The 18,539-nt window shown below is 56.2% G+C and carries 14 protein-coding genes; 11 read left to right on the plus strand and 3 right to left on the minus strand.

Going from position 1 to position 18,539, the window contains the following annotated elements:
* Nucleotides 1-54: 54 nt before the first annotated feature.
* Both CLV58_RS09765 and CLV58_RS09770 read right to left on the minus strand, forming a co-directional pair.
* Complete coding sequence (locus CLV58_RS09765; RefSeq protein WP_342748900.1) at nucleotides 55-1,335, minus strand: MFS transporter; 1,281 nt, start codon at nucleotides 1,333-1,335, stop codon at nucleotides 55-57.
* Between the two features lie 114 nt (nucleotides 1,336-1,449).
* Entirely contained in the window at nucleotides 1,450-1,887 is a 438-nt protein-coding gene (locus CLV58_RS09770) for a MarR family winged helix-turn-helix transcriptional regulator (protein ID WP_106137612.1), read from the minus strand.
* Nucleotides 1,888-2,289: 402 nt separating this feature from the next.
* On the opposite strand from CLV58_RS09770, the gene CLV58_RS09775 reads away from it, so the two are divergent.
* The 11 genes from CLV58_RS09775 to CLV58_RS09825 all read left to right on the plus strand — a co-directional run bounded on the left by CLV58_RS09775 (nucleotide 2,290) and on the right by CLV58_RS09825 (nucleotide 15,881).
* Nucleotides 2,290-5,565 carry a SusC/RagA family TonB-linked outer membrane protein gene (locus tag CLV58_RS09775; RefSeq protein WP_106137613.1) on the plus strand — a complete coding sequence of 1,092 codons (3,276 nt, stop codon included), beginning with the start codon at nucleotides 2,290-2,292 and terminating at the stop codon, nucleotides 5,563-5,565.
* Nucleotides 5,566-5,693: 128 nt separating this feature from the next.
* Nucleotides 5,694-7,292, plus strand: a complete 1,599-nt coding sequence (locus CLV58_RS09780) for a SusD/RagB family nutrient-binding outer membrane lipoprotein (RefSeq protein ID WP_106137614.1) — start codon at nucleotides 5,694-5,696, stop codon at nucleotides 7,290-7,292.
* 134 nt (nucleotides 7,293-7,426) lie between these two features.
* Nucleotides 7,427-8,536, plus strand: a complete 1,110-nt coding sequence (locus CLV58_RS09785) for an alkaline phosphatase family protein (RefSeq protein ID WP_106137615.1) — start codon at nucleotides 7,427-7,429, stop codon at nucleotides 8,534-8,536.
* 103 nt (nucleotides 8,537-8,639) lie between these two features.
* Nucleotides 8,640-9,554, plus strand: coding sequence for a metallophosphoesterase family protein (locus CLV58_RS09790; protein ID WP_106137787.1), 915 nt, complete (start codon nucleotides 8,640-8,642; stop codon nucleotides 9,552-9,554).
* Nucleotides 9,555-9,634: 80 nt separating this feature from the next.
* A complete protein-coding gene (locus CLV58_RS09795; protein WP_106137616.1) occupies nucleotides 9,635-10,174 on the plus strand; it encodes a phosphonate degradation HD-domain oxygenase in 540 nt (179 codons plus the stop codon).
* Nucleotides 10,175-10,258: 84 nt separating this feature from the next.
* On the plus strand, nucleotides 10,259-11,545 hold the full coding sequence (locus CLV58_RS09800) for a DUF5690 family protein (protein WP_106137617.1): 1,287 nt from the start codon (nucleotides 10,259-10,261) through the stop codon (nucleotides 11,543-11,545).
* A gap of 44 nt (nucleotides 11,546-11,589) precedes the next feature.
* The gene (locus CLV58_RS09805) at nucleotides 11,590-11,925 is read left to right on the plus strand and encodes a nucleotidyltransferase domain-containing protein (protein ID WP_106137618.1); all 336 of its coding nucleotides are present in this window, start codon (nucleotides 11,590-11,592) and stop codon (nucleotides 11,923-11,925) included.
* On the plus strand, nucleotides 11,922-12,311 hold the full coding sequence (locus CLV58_RS09810; RefSeq protein WP_106137619.1) for a HEPN domain-containing protein: 390 nt from the start codon (nucleotides 11,922-11,924) through the stop codon (nucleotides 12,309-12,311). The genes CLV58_RS09805 and CLV58_RS09810 overlap by 4 nt, the downstream gene beginning before the upstream one ends.
* A gap of 72 nt (nucleotides 12,312-12,383) precedes the next feature.
* Nucleotides 12,384-13,058 (plus strand): class I SAM-dependent methyltransferase, encoded by a 675-nt coding sequence (locus CLV58_RS09815; RefSeq protein ID WP_106137620.1) that lies wholly within the window; start codon nucleotides 12,384-12,386, stop codon nucleotides 13,056-13,058.
* 187 nt (nucleotides 13,059-13,245) lie between these two features.
* Nucleotides 13,246-13,731 (plus strand): (2Fe-2S)-binding protein, encoded by a 486-nt coding sequence (locus CLV58_RS09820; RefSeq protein ID WP_106137621.1) that lies wholly within the window; start codon nucleotides 13,246-13,248, stop codon nucleotides 13,729-13,731.
* Entirely contained in the window at nucleotides 13,728-15,881 is a 2,154-nt protein-coding gene (locus tag CLV58_RS09825) for a xanthine dehydrogenase family protein molybdopterin-binding subunit (RefSeq protein WP_106137622.1), read from the plus strand. The genes CLV58_RS09820 and CLV58_RS09825 overlap by 4 nt, the downstream gene beginning before the upstream one ends.
* A gap of 204 nt (nucleotides 15,882-16,085) precedes the next feature.
* Here the strand turns inward: CLV58_RS09825 and CLV58_RS09830 are convergent, their stop codons facing one another.
* A complete protein-coding gene (locus CLV58_RS09830; RefSeq protein ID WP_106137623.1) occupies nucleotides 16,086-18,509 on the minus strand; it encodes a TonB-dependent receptor in 2,424 nt (807 codons plus the stop codon).
* Nucleotides 18,510-18,539 lie beyond the last annotated feature (30 nt).

An 18,539-nucleotide genomic window follows, 5' to 3' on the forward strand; every position in this document is an offset into this window, starting at 1 on the left:
ATAAGTCGGCCAGTCATGGTTTACGCGTAGTAGGCCCACTGTTACCGGCGTTGTCTATACGGTTAGCGTGGCTTCCTGCACGGCGACCGGGGCCGGCTGAATAACCGGTTTGGGTCGGTGGGCTTCGCGGAGATGGTGGACGTGGAAGGCACCGATCCCCAGTGCCAGCAGGCCCTGAAGCATGACGGTATTCTGTACGCCGATGCGCTGCGACACGACGCCCGCCAGTAGACTGCCAATCGGCTGCATCCCGGCATTGGCCATAACAAAAAGGCTGATGACCCGCCCGCGCATGATCGGGTCCGACTGCGTTTGCAACAGCGTATTGGTGATGGTTACCTGCGACATCATCCCGAACGCACCGACGGCCAGCAGGGCAAGTGCCAGCGGATACCAGCCCGTGTGGGAAAACAGGATCAGGCCGGAGCCGAAGATAAACGTGTTGATCGCCAGGACGTTGTTCAGGTTCGCGGTTGGTTTGAGTGACGCCAGGTAAAGCGCCCCGATGAACGCGCCCAACCCGATGGCACTATCGATCAGGCCGAAGGTCGAGGCTGTTCCGTGAAAAATATCCCTGGCGTAGACCGGCATCAGCGTCGTGAAGGGCAGTACCAGCAGGCTTGTCAGGGCCAGCCGGGTGATGATAAACCGAATCGACTCCGTGTGCTTCGCGTAGGAGAATCCCTCTACCAGTTCGCCCAGCATGTTTTTGGGGTGGGAGCGGGGGGCGAAGGCTGGTAGTTTTATCAACAGCAGCGAACCGATGACCGCAATAAAGCTCACGGCATTCAGCCCGAAACAGACGACTTCCCCAAACTGCTCGATGACGAGTCCGGCCAGGGCGGGACCAATCAGTTTCGACAGGTTGACCATCGATGAGTTCAGCGCTACGGCATTGGAAAGATCGGCTTTGTCGTTGACCAGCTCGTACACCAGCGACTGCCGGGCCGGTACATCGAAACCGTTGATCAGCCCCAGCAATACGCTCAGGCCGATGATCGTCCAGACGGCGTCGGCCTGGAAATAGACGACAGTCGTCAGCAGGATGGCCTGCACCATCGATAGGACCTGTGTCAGCAACAGGACTTTGTAGCGGTCGTACCGGTCGGAAACGACACCCCCGATGGCGGTAAGCAGCGCCGACGGAAACAGCGTGGCAAAGACGCTGATACCCAGCATTAGTTTGGACTGCGTGGTCGAGTAAATGACCCAGCTGACGGCGGTTTTTTGCATCCAGGTTCCCAATAGTGAAAGGGATTGCCCGGTAAAGTAAAGTCGGTAATTGCGGTTACCGAAGGCCCGGAAAGTTTGACTGTTCAATTCGTACGCATTCAATAAGTGGTTGTATTCTATGCGGGAAGAAAGAAGAGAGATGTGAGAAGAAAGACAGGGCTGGTAGCATAGTGCCGCACTCTTTTCTCTTTCTTCTTTTATCTTTTCTCTTTCTTCTCAATCAACACCAAGTAGCCGGTTCAACGGCCCAAGTGCCCGGCGCAGCAACGCCTGGTCGTCGGGCGAACAGGTTTGCTGAATGGCGTCGGCCAGCCACTCGTCGCGTTCGTGTCGGGTGGTGTCCAGAAATGCCTTGCCTGCTTCAGAGAGTGAAATGCCCACCGTCCGGCGGTCGGTTTCCAGCGGTTGCCGGATGATGTAACCCAGTTCAAGCAGGTGCCCCAGAATCTGCGACATCGACTGCGACGTTACTTTTTCCCGCTTCGCCAGTTCGCCCGGCAGCAGCATCGGGTGCTCATCCAGCAATTTGATCACGCTTCGTTCGGTCATCGACAGCGGACTCCGGCCCGACGAGTGGCTACGCAGTTTCTTGGTCAGCCGTGATACAACCGTGCGCAGATCGGATGCTAATTGTGAATCGTCAAGTTGTACCATACTGGTTCAGTAAATTACGTAAGTTACCTTACTAATACGACAGAAGTTGGACCAGATTAGTGCCGTATTCATCAACTTTTTCTGTCTGCTACTTCGCTCGGCTACCGGGTAGTAGGCGCTGATTTTTACCGGATTGTTAACCGATCATGCGCTCATCTATTCGCCGGCTGTGAGCGATTGAGTTGATAGCGACGGCCATTGCCGACGACGCGCGTACTAGTTATTTTTTTGCCGGACAACTCCAGTCCGCTACCGTTAAGCTTGCGTAAAATTTCGGTAGTATTATTCATAAACGATTGATAAACAGATGGCTGACGTCCGGGGTTGTCGCGGGTACTTTTGTGGGCAAATGCATACTAACCTGCACGCTGAATGCTTACTTTTTTACGTTCATCCCGAACTATGCAGCCACTACGGCAACTGGCTTGCGCCTGGGCGCTGATAGTGCTGACGACGGTATCTGCTCTGGCGCAGACAACCGTTACCGGAACCATTATTTCCGCTGACGACCAGAAACCGCTCCCCGGTGTATCCGTAATCGTTAACGGGTCGACGACCGGTACGACATCGCTCGGCGATGGTACCTACAAGCTTAACGTCCCGGACGGCTCGGCTACACTGACGTTTTCGTTTATCGGGTTCGATTCACAGGAAATTGCGGTTGGTAACCGCTCGCGCATCAACGTGACCATGCGGACGAACAGCCGCGAACTGTCGGAAGTGGTTGTGACTGCGCTTGGTATCAAGAAAGATATCCGCAACACGGCCGTTGCCATTCAGACCGTCGACGGGGCGGCACTGGTAAAAGCCCGCGAACCAAACCCAATCAATTCGCTGACGGGTAAGGTTGCCGGTCTGACGGTCGGGCCGTCGTCGGAGTTGCTGGGTGCGCCGAGTATCGCCCTGCGCGGCAACACCGACATTCTGTACGTTGTCGACGGTATTCCGATCAACTCGGATACCTGGAACATCAGCAGCGATGATATCGATACGTATACGGTGCTGAAGGGCGCATCGGCGTCGGCACTGTATGGGTTCCGGGGTAAAAACGGAGCCATCCTGATCACGACCAAGCGCGGCTCGAAAGATAAGCGCGGCTTCTCAGTTGAAGTGAATACAAGTCAGATGGCCGACAAAGGGTTCATCGCCATTCCGAAAGTACAGGATCAGTACGGCCCCGGCGAGTACGGCGTGTATGCGTTCGGGGATGGCAAAGGGGGCGGTATCAACGACGGTGACTACGACATCTGGGGGCCCGCGCTGAACGGTCAGTTGATTCCGCAGTACGACAGCCCGGTCAATACGGGTCAGTCGTACACGACCAAGTTCTGGGCCGGTTCGTTTACCAGCGACCGCCAGCCGACGCCTTTCACGGCGCGGGGTGCCAACAACCTGCAACGGTTCCTGCAAACGGGTATCCTGAGCACTAACAACATCGCGGTTTCGTCGGCTACGGACAAGTACGACCTGCGTTTTTCGGTGTCGCAGAATTACCAGCGCGGCCTCGTTCCTACCACCCGTTTGAATATCACCAATTTCAATACGACGCTTGGTTTCAACTTCACGCCGAAGCTGCGGTTTGAATCGAATATCAACTTCAACCGCCAGTATACACCCAACATTCCCGACGTACAGTACGGCCCGAACTCGCTCATTTACAACGTACTGATCTGGGGTGGTGCCGACTGGAACGTCGACGACATGAAGCAGATCTGGCAGCCGGGTAAAGTCGGTACGCAGCAGATTTACGCCGAATATCAGCGGTATAATAACCCGTGGTTTCTGGCCGAATACTGGCAGCGCGGCCACTACATGACCAACGTCTACGGCTACTCGTCGTTGCGTTACCGGATTATGGATGGGCTGGACCTGACGGCTAAAGTGCAGGCAACGACCTGGAACCTGCTCCGTAACGAGAAGTTTCCGTACTCGGCCACGGTATACGGTCGCGAACAGGCCAAAGGCGACTACCGCGAAGATCGGCGTAACCTGCTCGACAACATCAACCAATTGCTGTTGCAGTACAGCAAAAACGTGTCGCCCAGCCTGACCGTCAATGCATTGGCCGGCGCGGAAATGCGGGTATTCAACTACAACTCCAGCTATACGACGACCAATTACCTGATTGTACCGGGTGTCTACAATTTCGGTAACTCGCTGAACCCGGTGCAGTCGTCGAACTATATGGCGGATATGCGCGTACTGTCGGCCTACTACTCGGCTGACTTCACGTACAAAAATTACGCGACGCTGTCGACTACGGGCCGGATGGATAAACTCTCGACCCTGCCCAGCGGTAAGAACGCTTACTTCTATCCGTCGGTGGCGCTGAACACGGTCGTCTCAGATTACGCCCGGTTGCCGGAAGCTATTTCGTTCCTGAAACTGCGGGCCAGCTACGCCAATGTGAAAGACGCCCTAACGCAGGCATCTATCGGGGCCACACCGGGTGCGACTTACCCGGTGGGTTACGGTCTGCAATATTCATCGACCTACGGCGGACCAACCTACCAGAACTCGGCGGTGTACACGCTGCCAACGTCCATCAACAACCAGCCGTCGGCCTACTACACCAACACGCTGAACAACCCGAACCTACGCCCGTCGTCGACCTCGCAGACGGAGGTCGGTCTGGACATCCGCTTCCTGAAAAACCGGCTTGCCTTCGACGCTGCTTATTACATCAGCAACGACGGTCCGGCTATTTTCAACCTCCCGCAGTCGGAAGCAAGCGGTTATCCGGGCCGACTGGTAAACGGTATCAAGACGCAGAAGAAAGGGATCGAACTGTCGCTGACGGGTCAGGCGCTGCGATTGCCCAACAGCTTTCGCTGGGACGTGCTGGTGAACTATTCGAGCTACGTGCAGCGGCTGAAAGAAGTATATCCTGAAGGCGGGATTAATTCGGTGCCTTCGAACTACTTTGTGAGCGGCAGCAGCGACGCCCGGTACGTCAATATCGGCGATCGCGTCGATGCGATCTACGGTACACAACTGGTTCGCACGCCAGATGGACAGTTGATCAACGATGCGGGGGGGCGGCCGATTATCAACCAGACTCGTCAGTTTCTGGGTTATGCCAACCCGAAATTCGTGTGGGGTATCAACAACCGCTTCGCCTATAAAGACTTCACATTCAGCTTTCAGTTCGATGGTCGCGTAGGCGGGGTTATCGGCGACTACATCAAGCAGAAGTCGTATCAGGGTGGTCGTAACATCGAGACGGTGGAAGGCGCGATTGGCGCAGCCCGTCTGAACGATGTGCAGGGTATCAAGTCGTACGTCGGGTCAGGGCTGGCACTAGGTTCGGTAGCGATCAAGTACGACGTAAACGGTAATGTTACCAACTATAACGAGCTGGTGCCAAGCCTGGGCGTCAATACAACGCCGACGTTCGTGCAGGACTACATCGCCCGCCAATACGGTGCTACGGAGTCGTTTCTGATTAACCGCAGCTACGCGAAACTGCGCGAAGTGATTATCGGCTATAACCTGCCGCAGTCGCTGCTTAGCCGGTTCCGGGTTCGGGGTGCGTCGGTGTCGCTGGTCGGTCGTAACCTGCTTTACTTCGCCGAGCGTAAAGACGTTGACCTCGATCAGTACATCACCGGCGCGATTTCGGGTCTGCAAACGCCCACCACCCGCCGGTACGGTATCAACCTGAATCTGACATTCTAAAATTGGTTTTCGGTTTTCCGTTTACGGTTTTCGGTAGTCCGCTACATGGTGCGTTGTCTATAACCAAGCTGACTTGTTGGATTGCCGATTGACCGAAAACGGAAAACCGAAAACGGAAAACTGACACTATGAAACGCTACAAACATATCCTTCCCCTCGCGCTGGGTTTGCTGACGCTGGCGGGCTGCGAAAAACCCTTCGATCAACTGGCGCAGGACCCCAACCGGCCGTCGTCGGCCCCGGCGTCGCTGATTTTGCAGGGTATCGAAAACGACATGTACAACGCCAACCGTGCCCCATCGGGCTTCAACGGTGTTACCAACGAGCCGTGGGATGATGAGCAACGCTGGAATCAGTTCCACGCCAGTAACTACAACTACTACGCGACCAACGATTACGCCTGGACGTCGACCTCGCTCAACTACACGACGCTGAAAGACGTAGTGCGGATGGAAATCGAAGCCGCCAACACGGGACAAGCATCCGTAAACCCCTATTCGGCGCTGGGTAAGTTTTTTCGGGCGTATTTCTTCGAGAACATGACCCGGCGGCTGGGCGATATTCCGATGACCGACGCCCTGAAAGGACTCGACAACCTGACGCCCAAGTACGACACGCAGAAAGCCGTTTACCTGCAAATCCTGTCGTGGCTCGACAGCGCCAATGATGATCTGGCTACGCTGATTTCGCAGAAAAACGGTAACCTGTCGGGCGATATTTACATGGGTAACAGCCTGACGCAATGGCAAAAGGTGGTCAATACGTTCAAGATGCGTGTGTTGGTGTCGCTGAGCCACAAGGCATCGGATACTGACCTGAACGTGCCTGCCCGGTTTGCTGCGGTGCTGAACAACCCGACAAAGTACCCGCTGATGAGCAGCCTGTCGGACAACATGCAGTACACGTACAACACGGTGTACAACCAGTATCCGCGCAACCCGAGTAACTTCGGTAACAACGCCACGCGCGAAAACATGGCTGATACGTACCTGGGTTTGCTGACGAAGCTGAAAGACCCGCGTACGTTCGTCGTGGCCGAACCCGCTGGCGCACTCGTGGCGGCAGGTGGTAGCCCGACTGCCTTCAGTTCATTCCTGGGTGCATCGTCGGGCGAGGATCTGGCAACGATGGCGTCGAAAGCCAACGTCGGTGGCTACTCGTTCCAGAACCGCAAGCGCTACTATAGCACCTATCTGGGTGAGCCGTATTTCATCATCGGCTACCCCGAATTACAGTTCAACATCGCTGAGGGTATCAACCGGGGCTGGGCAACGGGCAACGCCGAAACGTATTACCAGAACGGTATCAAAGCGTCGTGGTCGTTCTACGGTCTGACCGACGGAGCCAACACGGTGTACTTCTCGGCCGACGGTGGGTATCAAAACTTTAACACATACACCGTCAACGTCAGCTACAGCGATTACTACGCGCAAAGCGGAGTGAAATACGCGGGTGGTAGCACGGGCCTGACGCAGATTCTGCAACAGAAATACCTGGCTTTCGCGCAGAACTCGGGCATGGAAGCTTTCTACAACCAGCGTCGGACGGGGGTACCCACGTTCCAGGTTGGTCCGGGTACGGGCAACAGTACCCGGATTCCGCTACGCTGGCAGTACCCTGCTACTGAACGGCAGTACAACGGCGCGAACAATAGCTCGGCCGTGACGAGTCAGTACGGGTCAACCGGCGACGATATCAACGCCAAAATGTGGCTGTTACAGGACTAAGTCAGGTCAGTCATAGTAGTTTTCTAAAACCAACTTTTCTGTCATTCTGATGATAGGAAGGAACTGCGCAAGTGGCTGACAAATGGTTGCCGCCAACGTTCCTTACTAGTGTCAGAATGACAGAAATTCTTGCTATGCGGTCTATACTATTCTTTCTAACCCTGCTGCTGGCCAGTCCATTGCTGGCGCAACCGGCCGAGAATGTGATTCTCGTTACAATGGATGGCGTGCGCTGGCAGGACGTATTCACCGGCGCGGACTCATCATTACTTTTCGATCCGGTTTACAGTCGTGATACGGCGGCTGCGCGGAAAGCGTTCTGGGCCAACACCCCGGCCGAACGACGCGAGCGGTTCATGCCGTTTTTGTGGACAACGCTCGCGAAACAAGGGCAACTGTACGGCAATCGCAAACTGGGTAGCAAGATGAACGTATCGAATCCGCACTGGTTCAGCTACCCCGGCTACAACGAAATTCTGAGCGGGTATGCCGACGACCGGATCAAATCGAACGACAAGATCGATAATCCCAACGTCACGGTGCTGGAGTTCATCAATCAGCAACCGGGTTTTACCGGTAAGGTCGCTGCGTTTTCGTCATGGGATGTGATCGAAGCCGCCGTCAACGAAAAACGGAGCGGCATATACGCCAGTTCGGCCAACGAAGCGAGTCGGCCCGCTACTGGTCCCGATTCCCTGCTGGCCGACATGACCCGACTGCTGCCGCGCCCCTTCGGTGATGGTGTCCGCGCCGACATGCTGACGTATTTCACGGCCCGACAGTACATCAAGGAAAAGCGTCCGAGAGTGCTGTTTCTCTCGTTCGACGAAACCGACGACCTGGCCCATGCGGGGCAATACGCCGAGCATTTGCAGATGGTGCAGTCGATCGACCGCTACCTCAGTGATCTCTGGCAACTGCTTCAGTCGATGCCGCAGTACGCCGGCAAAACAGCGATGCTCATTACGACCGATCACGGACGGGGGCACACGCCCAAAGCCCGCTGGAAAGATCACGGTACCAAAACCGCCGATTCCTACCAGATCTGGCTGGCAGCGATGGGAACGGGCGTCGCTACGACTGGTGAATCCACGCCGGGCGCATCCACGCCGGGCGAACAGAAGAACGGACCGGTGCTGTACCAGAATCAGATAGCCGCCACGCTGGCCAAACTCCTGGGGCTGACGTTTACCGCCGATCACCCGGTCGGAGCACCCATTGATCGTGTGACAGGAGACAAGTAGACAGCAAGAAAAAGTAGGTGCCCTATGTCCTACGAATTATAGAAAGACCAATTTTGTCATTCCGGACTTGTGAGGAATGATAAAAGGCAAGCCTGAACCCAACATGAATCGTCGCGACATACTGAAATCGGCCGGGCTGTTGCCCCTTGCGCCAGCTACGAATGAACTGATTACGACCACGGCAGCCCGTAAGCGCAGTCTGCGGTTTGCCTACCTGGGCGACACGCACATTTTTCCCGACAAGAAGCCGATGGACGGCGTTGCCAACTGTCTACAGCACGTACAGCAGCAGCGCGACAAGCCGGCCTTCATCCTGCATGGGGGCGACGTCATTATGGACGCGCTGAAGGAAGACCGCGAGAAGGTGCAGAAGCAATGGGATGCCTGGCACTCGGTTGCCAAAGCCAACAACAACCTGCCCATCGAATACTGCATCGGCAATCACGACGTCTGGGGATTCGACAACGCACAGAACGATCCGCTTTACGGGAAGAAATGGGCCATCGATCAGATGGGCATCAGCGGCCGGTATCGGAGTTTTAACAAAGGGGGCTGGCAATTCATCATCCTCGACAGCGTACAACCGAAAGCCGATGGTAAGTGGTATACCGGTGGTATCGACGCCGAACAACTGGACTGGCTGAAAGGGGAACTGGCGAAGATCGATAAGAAAACGCCGGTACTCATCATGTCGCATATACCCATTGTGTCGGTAACAGGCTTCGCCTTCGCGACCAACGCTAAAGACGGCAACTGGCAGATTCCCGGCGGCATTGCTCTGCCCGATGCAGCCCAGCTTATCACACTTTTTTACCAGCACCCAAACGTGAAGGCCTGCCTGAGCGGCCACATGCACCTGCTCGACCGCGCCGAGTACAACGGTGTAACCTACCTTTGTAATGGCTCTGTCGCGGGTAACTGGTGGAAAGACGCTACCTACCAGCAGACCCATTCCGGCTACGCACTCTTCGACCTCTACGACGACGGCACCGTCGAGCGGACGTATATCTCAGTTTAAGGGTTAAGGTCTAATGTTTAATGTTGCGTCTCGGGCGGTCTCTTAACCTTAAACCATAAACTTTAAACCGTAAACTAATCATGCAAACCATCGCCCAGATTTTTGCGCAGAGCGGGCAGGACGAGTACTACGGCGAGCCTGTTACGCAACTCGAACATGCGCTGCAATGCGCGCAACTCGCCGAGCAGGCCGGTGCTGATGACGAAACCGTTGTCGCTGCCTTCCTGCACGATATTGGTCATCTGTTCTCCGTCGAGTCTGCGGAAGGCTACATGGATGGCTACGGTACCGTCGATCACGAGCGGCTGGGGGCTGATTTTCTGCGGCAGCGGGGCTTCTCGGAAAAGATCGCGCAACTCATCGAGCACCACGTCAACGCCAAGCGCTACCTGGTGTACAAGCATCCCGAGTACCGCGCCCGGCTGTCGGAAGCAAGTACCCAAACGCTTATGTTCCAGGGCGGACCAATGACTGCCGACGAAGCCGCGCAGTTTGAGCAAAATCCGTATTTCCGTGAAATACTACAGGTGCGTGGCTGGGACGAACGGGCCAAGGAAATAGACCTGCCAACCCCCGGCATCGAGCATTACCTGGCCCTGTGCGAGCGCGTCCGGCGGTAAATGCGCAGGCCATCGCTACCCGGAAGGAAACTTCGACTTAGTTTGGTTAGCTTGCGTATTGCACGAATCCATCTCGCACCCACAATGTCATCGCCCGCTTTCCTCCGCCATTCTACGACATTCACCCTGTTCGGAGCCATCGCTGCGTTTTGCACCTATGCCTGCATGTATGCTTTTCGCAAGGGCATAACCGCCGTGTCATTCGACGGGGTGGCTTTTGCCGGGATTAGCTACAAAATCTGGCTGATTACGGCGCAGGTGCTGGGTTACGCAGCGTCCAAGCGTATCGGAGTGAAAGTCGTGTCGGAGATGTCGCCGGGCCGTCGGGCGCTGAATATTCTGCTGTTTATTGGACTGGCTGAACTGGCGCTGCTGGGCTTCGCACTGGTGCCGGCTCCCTGGAACATTGGTTTCCTGTTTCTGAACGGCCTGCCACTGGGCATGGTCTACGGCATCATGCTTGGCTTTCTGGAAGGCCGCAGACAAACCGACGCCCTCGTCGCGGGCCTGACAGCCTCGTTTATTTTCGCGTCGGGCTTCGTCAAAACCGTTGCGCTTACCATCCGCGCCGACTGGGGCGTTTCGGAGTTCTGGTTGCCCTTCGTCACCGGCGCGCTGTTCGTGCTGCCGCTGCTCCTGTCAGTGTACGCGTTGACGCTGTTGCCGCCACCAACGACCGAAGACCGCGCCCTGCGAACCGAGCGGAAACCGATGGATGCGGCCGAACGGCGGGCCTTCGTCAGCACGTTCGGGCCAGGGCTGGTGCTGCTGATTGCGTCGTACGTGCTGCTCTCGGCATTCCGCGACTTTCGCGACAACTTTGGCCCCGAAATTCTGCGCGATGCGGGCGTGAGCAACCCCGGTATTTTCGCCAAAACCGAAACGCTGGTGGCGGTAGGCGTACTGCTTGTCATGGCGCTGCTGCAACGCGTTACCGACAATTTTCGGGCCTTCACCCTGCTGAACGGCATTATGCTACTCGGGGGCGCACTGGTAGGCCTGAGTACCTGGGCGTACTCGGGTGGCCTGCTCTCGACCGGTACCTGGTTTCTGCTGACCGGGCTGGGTCTGTATATGGGTTACGTTCCCTGCAACGGCCTGTATTTCGAGCGGCTGGTGGCGTCGTTCCGCTACGTCAGCACGGTCGGTTTCATCGTTACCCTGGCCGACTGGTACGGTTATCTGGGTAGCGTAGGCGTACTGCTCTACAAAAACTTCGGACAGGGCAGCATCAGCTACTTGGACTTCTTCGTCAACGGCGCTTACATCCTGGCCGTGATTTATACTCTGCTGGTCGTTGGTTCGTACGTCTACTTCCGGGGCCGGTATCGGGGAGCAACCGTGACGCAGGGGCAGGAAAGTCTGGTCTAGTTGCCGGTTGTATCCGGGTTACGAATCGGTTAGCTTTGTCAACTATGGAAGCGACTATCAACCCGGCAATCGAACCCATCGTGCGCGAGTTCAAAACGGCCCTGCAAGCGATGTACGGCGACCGGCTGCGCGAGGTGATACTGTACGGTTCCTACGCCCGGGGCGACTACGACGATGAATCCGACATCGACCTGATGGTCGTTCTCAGTGATGAGAAGGTGAATACGATTGGTGAAGTGTGGAAAATGGGTGATCTAACAACAGGGTTATTATTTGACTATGGTAAAGTAATATCAGTTTTGCCCGTTGCGGCAAGTCGATTCACAACGTCGTATATGCCGGTCTACCAAAACGCCCGTCGAGAGGGCATCATGCTATGAAAGAAGCTATCGAAACGTTCCTGGATCATGCCGCGCTGACGTTGGACGACGCCGAGTTTCTTCTACAGGACGGCCGCAAGCTGGCTTTAGCAAACCGGGCTTACTATGCGGTTTTCTATTGTCTCAGCGCGCTATTACTGACCGAGGGTATCACCACTAAAAAGCATTCTGGCGCGCTGAGTAAATTCAATGAACTGTTTGTCAAAACCAGTCGGTTCGATATAGCAGCAGGTAAACTTGTTGCCCACAGTTTCAATGCCCGACAGTCTGCTGACTACGATATGCAGTCTGACATCACGGATGAGCTGGCTCAGCAGTTACTCCACGACGCCCGTCATTTCTACGATCTTACGCTGGCGTATTTGCGGCAGCATCCGGTCGAATGAAAAATGATTGATGCGCCAACCCTACAATAACTCGGCTACTGAGTTAATGAATTGGCGGCAACCAACAACACTATGAATCCCTGGAGCGACGTTCCCTATGCCGATTATGAACGCCATATGAGCCACGAGACGGTGGGGCAGCTGGCGTTGCTGAATGAGATCACGGGTGAGAAAGTAGCCCAGCGGTATCCGCAGACGGTGGCTGTGTACGGTGCCTGTACGGGAAATGGCTTCACGCACTTCGTGGATGCGCAGACCGTGTACGCCGTCGATCTGAACCCGACCTACCTCGCCATCTGTCAGGAGCGCTACGACCCAATCCTGAATAAGCTGGTACTGGTACGGGTTGACATCAATCAGGAGTCGGTCGCTATCCCGTCCGAATCGGTTGATCTGCTTATCTGCCATCTCTTTCTGGAATACGTCGATCTGGACCGGGCGTTTGCCAGCTTCCGGCAGGTACTCCGGCCGGGCGGACTGCTCAATGTCGTGTTGCAGCGCAGCAACGATACCGGTTGGGTCAGCAATACGGGCGTAACGACGCTTCGACCCGTAGCAGCCATCGCCAGCGAAGTATCGGACGAAACGCTACGGCAACACGCTTCGCCGGATTTACGCTTCGAAGGCTATCAAACTTACCGGATGCCCAATGGGAAAAGCCTGATTTCCTACGACTTTGTAAAAGTCAGCGAGTTGCCACAGACCGACGAAGACGGTCGCGACGACTGGCTCACGTGGGATCGGTAGCTCACTGGGAGTTACGTAAATTTGTTCGACTCGGTCTATCAGGAAGTCAGGAAGGATGGTATCTGCGTACGAGTCAGATCTAGATTATATGACAATCAACCCGATAAACCTCCCTTTCTGCTAGACTATTACCGGCGCTGTCGGCAAAAATTCGTAATTTGGTCTCTTCACCTGAACCTCTTTACGTATGGCAGTATTCACGCTGCAAATCAACGGCCGCAGCTACCGGACCGACGTTGATCCTGACACCCCGCTGCTCTGGGTGCTTCGCGATCACCTCGGCCTGGTTGGTACCAAATATGGCTGCGGCATCGCTCAGTGCGGAGCCTGTACGGTCCACTTCAACGGGGAAGCGACCCGCTCCTGTGCGTTGCCGGTGTCGGCCATCGGCAAAGCAGCCATTACAACCATCGAAGGCTTGTCGGCCACCGGTACGCACCCCGTTCAGAAAGCCTGGGATAGCGTCGACGTAGCGCAGTGTGGCTACTGTCAGGCCGGGCAGATCATGACGGCGGCTGCGCTGCTCAAACGAAATCCGAAACCGACCACCGAAGAAATCGACGCGACGATGTCGGGGAATATCTGCCGTTGTGGGACGTATCACCGCATTCGGGAAGCCATTCAACTCGCGGCTACCATGCCGGCGACCACCAAAACCAAGAGCAAATCATGACGACTGCCAGCCGCCGAAATTTTCTGAAGGGTGCCGCAGTTGCCGGAGGTGGGTTGCTGCTGGGTTTTAGCTGGTTCGATACCGAAGCCGGTGCTATCGAAGCCGTTCCGGCAGTGGGTGGCGCTGCGTCGGCAGTGGGCTTCAACAGCTACCTGTCGATCAATCCGCAGGGGGTTGTCACGATCCTGTCGCCGAATCCGGAAGTGGGGCAGGGGATCAAAACGGCGTTTCCGATTATCGTTGCGGAAGAACTGGATGCCGACTGGACAAAGGTCGTTGTCGAACAGGCTCCGCTCGATACAAAGAAGTTTGAACGGCAGGTGGCCGGCGGAAGCGGGTCTATTCCGCACTCGTGGACGCGGCTGCGGCAGGCGGGGGCTACGGCCCGGCAACTGCTGCTGACGGCAGCGGCCAAGCGCTGGAACGTGCCTGTCGCCGACTGCTCGACTACGCCCGGCTACGTAGTGCATACGGCGACAAACCGGAAACTGAGTTACGGTGATCTGGCAACGGAAGCGGCTGCACTGCCCGTTCCGACCAACGTTCCGCTCAAACGGCCCGCCGACTTCAAGCTGATCGGACAGACAATCAAAAACGTCGATAACCCCGGTATCCTGACCGGCAAGCCCCTGTTCGGCCTCGATGTGTACCGCGATGGCATGTTGTTCGCCATGCTACAGCGCCCCGCGTTCGGCTATACGTTGACATCGGTCGATAGTACGGCCGCGAAAGCCATGGCCGGCATTGTCGACGTCGTCACGTTCGATAACAACGTAGCCGTGGTTGGTAAGTCGACCTGGCAGGTGAAGAAAGCGAAGGATGCGCTGAAAATCGAGTGGACCAAAACGAATACGACCGAAAGCACAGCCGATCACAACCGCTTGTTTCGCGAGATGCTCGACGGCGACAAGGCGACAGTTCGCCGAAAAGATGGTGACGTCGATGCGGCTTTCAAGGGCGCGGCAAAAGTAGTGACGGCTGAATACCAGTGTCCGTTTCTGCCGCACAACCCCATGGAGCCGATGAATTTCTTCGCCCATGTCCGGCCCGACGGCGCCGAACTGATTGGCCCAACGCAAACACCTGAACTGGCCCGGAATGAAACGGCCAAACTGCTGGGGCTACCACCAGAATCGGTGACGGTACAACTGACCCGCATGGGGGGGGGCTTCGGTCGTCGGCTCAAGGCAGACTACGCGCTGGAAGCGGTGCAGGTGTCGCGGCTGGTGAAAGCGCCGGTTAAGGTAATCTGGTCGCGCGAAGACGATATGACCGGGGGCAGTTACCGTCCAGCCGTCCGCTACCGGTTCGATGCCGCCCTCGACGCGCAGGGAAATATGATCGGCTACAAACTGCGGGGGGCAAGCATCAACGCTGGTAACGCTACGCGGGAAGACAACTTTCCGGCGGGTGCGGTTGACAACCTGCTCATTGACAGTGTCGACCACAAGTCATCGATTACGACGGGCCCCTGGCGGGCACCGATTACCAACTTTCTGGCGTTTGCCGAGCAGGCGTTCCTCGATGAAGTAGCGCAGGCTGCGGGTAAAGACCCCGTACAGTTCCGGCTCGATCTGCTTGACCGGGCCAAACAAAAACCAGCGGGTGCCGTCAAGTACGACGTCGATCGGATGAAGGGCGTCATTCAACTGGCAGCGGAAAAAGCGGGCTGGGGTACGAAGAAAACCGTTGCGGGGAAACCCGTCGTGCAGGGCTTCAGCGTCTACTTCTCGCACCGGTCGTATGTCGCGCAGGTTGGGGAAGTCGTTATGCAGAAAGACAAGCCCGTGCTGCACAAAGTGTATTCGGTCGCCGACTGTGGCGTCGTAATCAATCAGAGCGGAGCACGGCAGCAGGTAACGGGTTGCATTGTTGATGGTATCGGGCACGCCATGTACGGTCGACTGACATTTAAAGACGGTATCCCCGACCAGCACAACTACGATACCTACCGCCTGATTCGCATGAACGAAATTCCGGCCGTGGAAGTCCATTTTGTCCAGAACGAAATCGATCCGACCGGATTGGGCGAGCCGTCGTTGCCACCCGCTGGAGCCGCTGTTGCCAACGCGCTGTACAAAGCCACCGGCAAACGCGTCCGCAGTCAGCCATTTGTTGAAGACGACGCGTTTAAGGGCGTATTGTCTTGATGCATTCTTACTCGTGGTGTCGGGTCCCTGACCCGACACACTCGCGTCAGCAATTGCTTCGCCCGAGACGGTGTCAGGTCAGGGACCCGACACCACTGCAATGCGCCGAAACGAGCAAGGGCCAGTACTGCGAAAGTACTGGCCCTTGCTCGTTCCTGATAGTATACGGTAGCCGCCGAAAACCGGCTACCGTATACCGACAACCTAAAACTTATACGACAGCGTAGCCGTATACTGCCGGGGTGGAATTGGGTTGATGCTGTAGTTGTCGTGGATGAGGTAATTCAGCTCGTTGGTGATGTTCGACAGCTTGGCCAGCAGCGTTACGTTCTTCCAGCTGTAACCGGCGGTGAGGTCGAGCGTGGTGAACGCTGACAGCGGAATCCGGCGGTCGGTCTGCGTCTGACCTTTGGTGTTGTTGTAACCACCAAACCGGGCACCCGTGTAAAAGGCCGACGCGCCTACTTTCAGGCCACGCAGGCCCGGCTGATCGAAGGTGTAAAAAAGCGTAGCGTTACCCGTATGCGCCGGGTTGTTGGTCAGCCGCTCCCCTTCGAGGTACGATCCCTTGGCGTCCGACGTTTTCGTGTACCGCATGTAGTTGTAGCCATAGCCCACGATGAAATAAGCGTTGCGGGACAGCGTACCGGTGATGTCGACTTCCAGCCCGTCGCTGGTGGTCTGGCCGGTTAGTTCCCGCACGTTGGTGTTAGCGTTGGGTGTACCGTCGGCGGCAAACAGGGCCATCTGCGCCAGGTTGCTGTTTCGGATACGGTACACGCCCAGATTCGCGGTTAGCCGACCACTGAAAAACTCATTCTTGACGCCCGCTTCGTACTGATCGACAATCGACGGAGCCAGTACCTGACCGTTGACGTCGATGCCGGAATTGATGACGAAATTGTTGGCGTACGACGCGAAGAACGAGGTCGTTTGCAGCGGCTGGTAGATTAGTGCTACCTTCGGTGAGAACGCCTGATCGACTTTATCGGCAGTAGCCCCCCGCGTTTCAGCGCCGGTAGCCAGGTCACGAATGGTCGTTTGCACCGTTTTCTGCGACGACCAGCGAACCCCGCCCAGTACCTTGACCTTGTTGCTCAGCGCAATCAGGTCCTGTACGTAGATGCCCGTCCGAACCGACGGCGACGTTGTGCGGGCATAAGCAGTTGCCTCGGGAATATCCGTCCGTTCGGCACCTAACGGGTTGAGAATGTTGATCTGATCGTAGGTTGTAACGGCTTTGCCACCACTGATGATCGAGAACGAATTGCTGGTTGTTGTTACGCCCACGCGGTCGGCACCGAACAGCAGCTGATGGCCGATCGATCCCGTATTGAACCGACCCGTCAGGTTAGCCTGTAGCGTGCTGTTCCGCTCGGAGGTCAGCCCCCGGCTGAGCGATCGGTTCCACGTACCGTTAGCCGCGACCGAGTTCGGTACACCAGCTCCGTACGAGTCGATGTCCGTTTGCTGTCCACCCGCAATCACGTTTACTTTCCAGCGGTCGTTGAACTGATGTGTTAGCGTGGCGCTGGCGCTGCCCTGCTTCATGTTATTGTATGCCCAGGCCACGTTGATAAAGCGCGATCGGGGAATGTCGCTTGGAATCTGGCTGACCGTGTTGACGATGACCGCGCCCACCCCAAAATCGGGAGTCAGTTTTGCGTTCAGGTAGTCGCCTTCAACCAGCAGCGTGGTTTTCTGGCTGAATTTGTACAGCAGCGATGGATTGACGTACAACCGGTCGGTTTTGACGATGTCCCGGTAGCTGTTCGACTTTTCATAGGTGCCGATTACCCGAAACGCCAGATTCTTCGTCAGGGGGCCGTACAGGTCGACGATGGGTTTGTAAAGGCCGAAACTACCGACGCGCATCGAGACGTCTCCGCCCCAGTCGTAACGTGGTTTCTTCGTAACCATGTTGACAATCAGGCCACCGGAAACGTTACCGTACAGCAGCGACGAGGCTCCTTTCAGCACTTCGACTGATTCAAGCGTGCTGGCTTCGGGATAACCCGAGGTGTTGGTCAGGATACCGTTTTTGAAAATACTGCCTGAGCCGCCCCCGACACCGATGCTGTAGCCCCGCGCCGAAATCGTTTCCGATACGCCCTGCCGCTGTTGGGTCAGTGATACGCCCGATACGTTACGAAGCGCATCGCCAAGGCGCGAGATCTGCTGATTCTCGATGACGATGTTGCTGACGACCCCTGTCATCTGGGGAACGTCGAGCGGAGCCAGTCCGGCCTTGCCGATCGTTACGCCCTTGGTCTGACCCGTTACCTCAACTTCATCCAGTTGCGACGCGTTTTCTGATAGTATGAAATTGATCGTCGTCGTTTGGCCCGCTGATACCGTAACGGTTTTGGTTTGTGGCTGCAGGCCGACAAACGTAATGCGAAGCGTGTACGTGCCGGGGGTTACACTGCTGAGGGTAAACGTCCCGTCTTCGGTAGTCGTCGTGCCTTTCTTGCTTTCTACCAGGCTGACCGTGACGTAGGACGCCGGCGATCCATCGCTTGTTTTGACTATGCCCCGGACAATCCCCGTCGTCTGCGCCAGTGTAGCCGTTGTCAGGATCAGGATCAGTATGGCTGTGTAGCAAGTCGTCGTAAAGAGTGCTTTCATTTATTTAGATTAATTATAATCAACGGCAAA

The sequence above is a fragment of the Spirosoma oryzae genome (genome assembly GCF_003002825.1).
Lineage (GTDB): Bacteria > Bacteroidota > Bacteroidia > Cytophagales > Spirosomataceae > Spirosoma > Spirosoma oryzae.

Excerpts from the sequence above, each read along its gene's own strand:
- CLV58_RS09830 (WP_106137623.1), bottom strand. The coding sequence starts at position 18,509 with ATGAAAGCACTCTTTACGACGACTTGCTACACAGCCATACTGATCCTG.
- CLV58_RS09770 (WP_106137612.1), bottom strand. The coding sequence starts at position 1,887 with ATGGTACAACTTGACGATTCACAATTAGCATCCGATCTGCGCACGGTT.
- CLV58_RS09785 (WP_106137615.1), top strand. The coding sequence starts at position 7,427 with ATGCGGTCTATACTATTCTTTCTAACCCTGCTGCTGGCCAGTCCATTG.
- CLV58_RS09775 (WP_106137613.1), top strand. The coding sequence starts at position 2,290 with ATGCAGCCACTACGGCAACTGGCTTGCGCCTGGGCGCTGATAGTGCTG.
- CLV58_RS09790 (WP_106137787.1), top strand. The coding sequence starts at position 8,640 with ATGAATCGTCGCGACATACTGAAATCGGCCGGGCTGTTGCCCCTTGCG.
- CLV58_RS09810 (WP_106137619.1), top strand. The coding sequence starts at position 11,922 with ATGAAAGAAGCTATCGAAACGTTCCTGGATCATGCCGCGCTGACGTTG.
- CLV58_RS09780 (WP_106137614.1), top strand. The coding sequence starts at position 5,694 with ATGAAACGCTACAAACATATCCTTCCCCTCGCGCTGGGTTTGCTGACG.
- CLV58_RS09815 (WP_106137620.1), top strand. The coding sequence starts at position 12,384 with ATGAATCCCTGGAGCGACGTTCCCTATGCCGATTATGAACGCCATATG.
- CLV58_RS09795 (WP_106137616.1), top strand. The coding sequence starts at position 9,635 with ATGCAAACCATCGCCCAGATTTTTGCGCAGAGCGGGCAGGACGAGTAC.
- CLV58_RS09800 (WP_106137617.1), top strand. The coding sequence starts at position 10,259 with ATGTCATCGCCCGCTTTCCTCCGCCATTCTACGACATTCACCCTGTTC.
- CLV58_RS09820 (WP_106137621.1), top strand. The coding sequence starts at position 13,246 with ATGGCAGTATTCACGCTGCAAATCAACGGCCGCAGCTACCGGACCGAC.
- CLV58_RS09825 (WP_106137622.1), top strand. The coding sequence starts at position 13,728 with ATGACGACTGCCAGCCGCCGAAATTTTCTGAAGGGTGCCGCAGTTGCC.
- CLV58_RS09805 (WP_106137618.1), top strand. The coding sequence starts at position 11,590 with ATGGAAGCGACTATCAACCCGGCAATCGAACCCATCGTGCGCGAGTTC.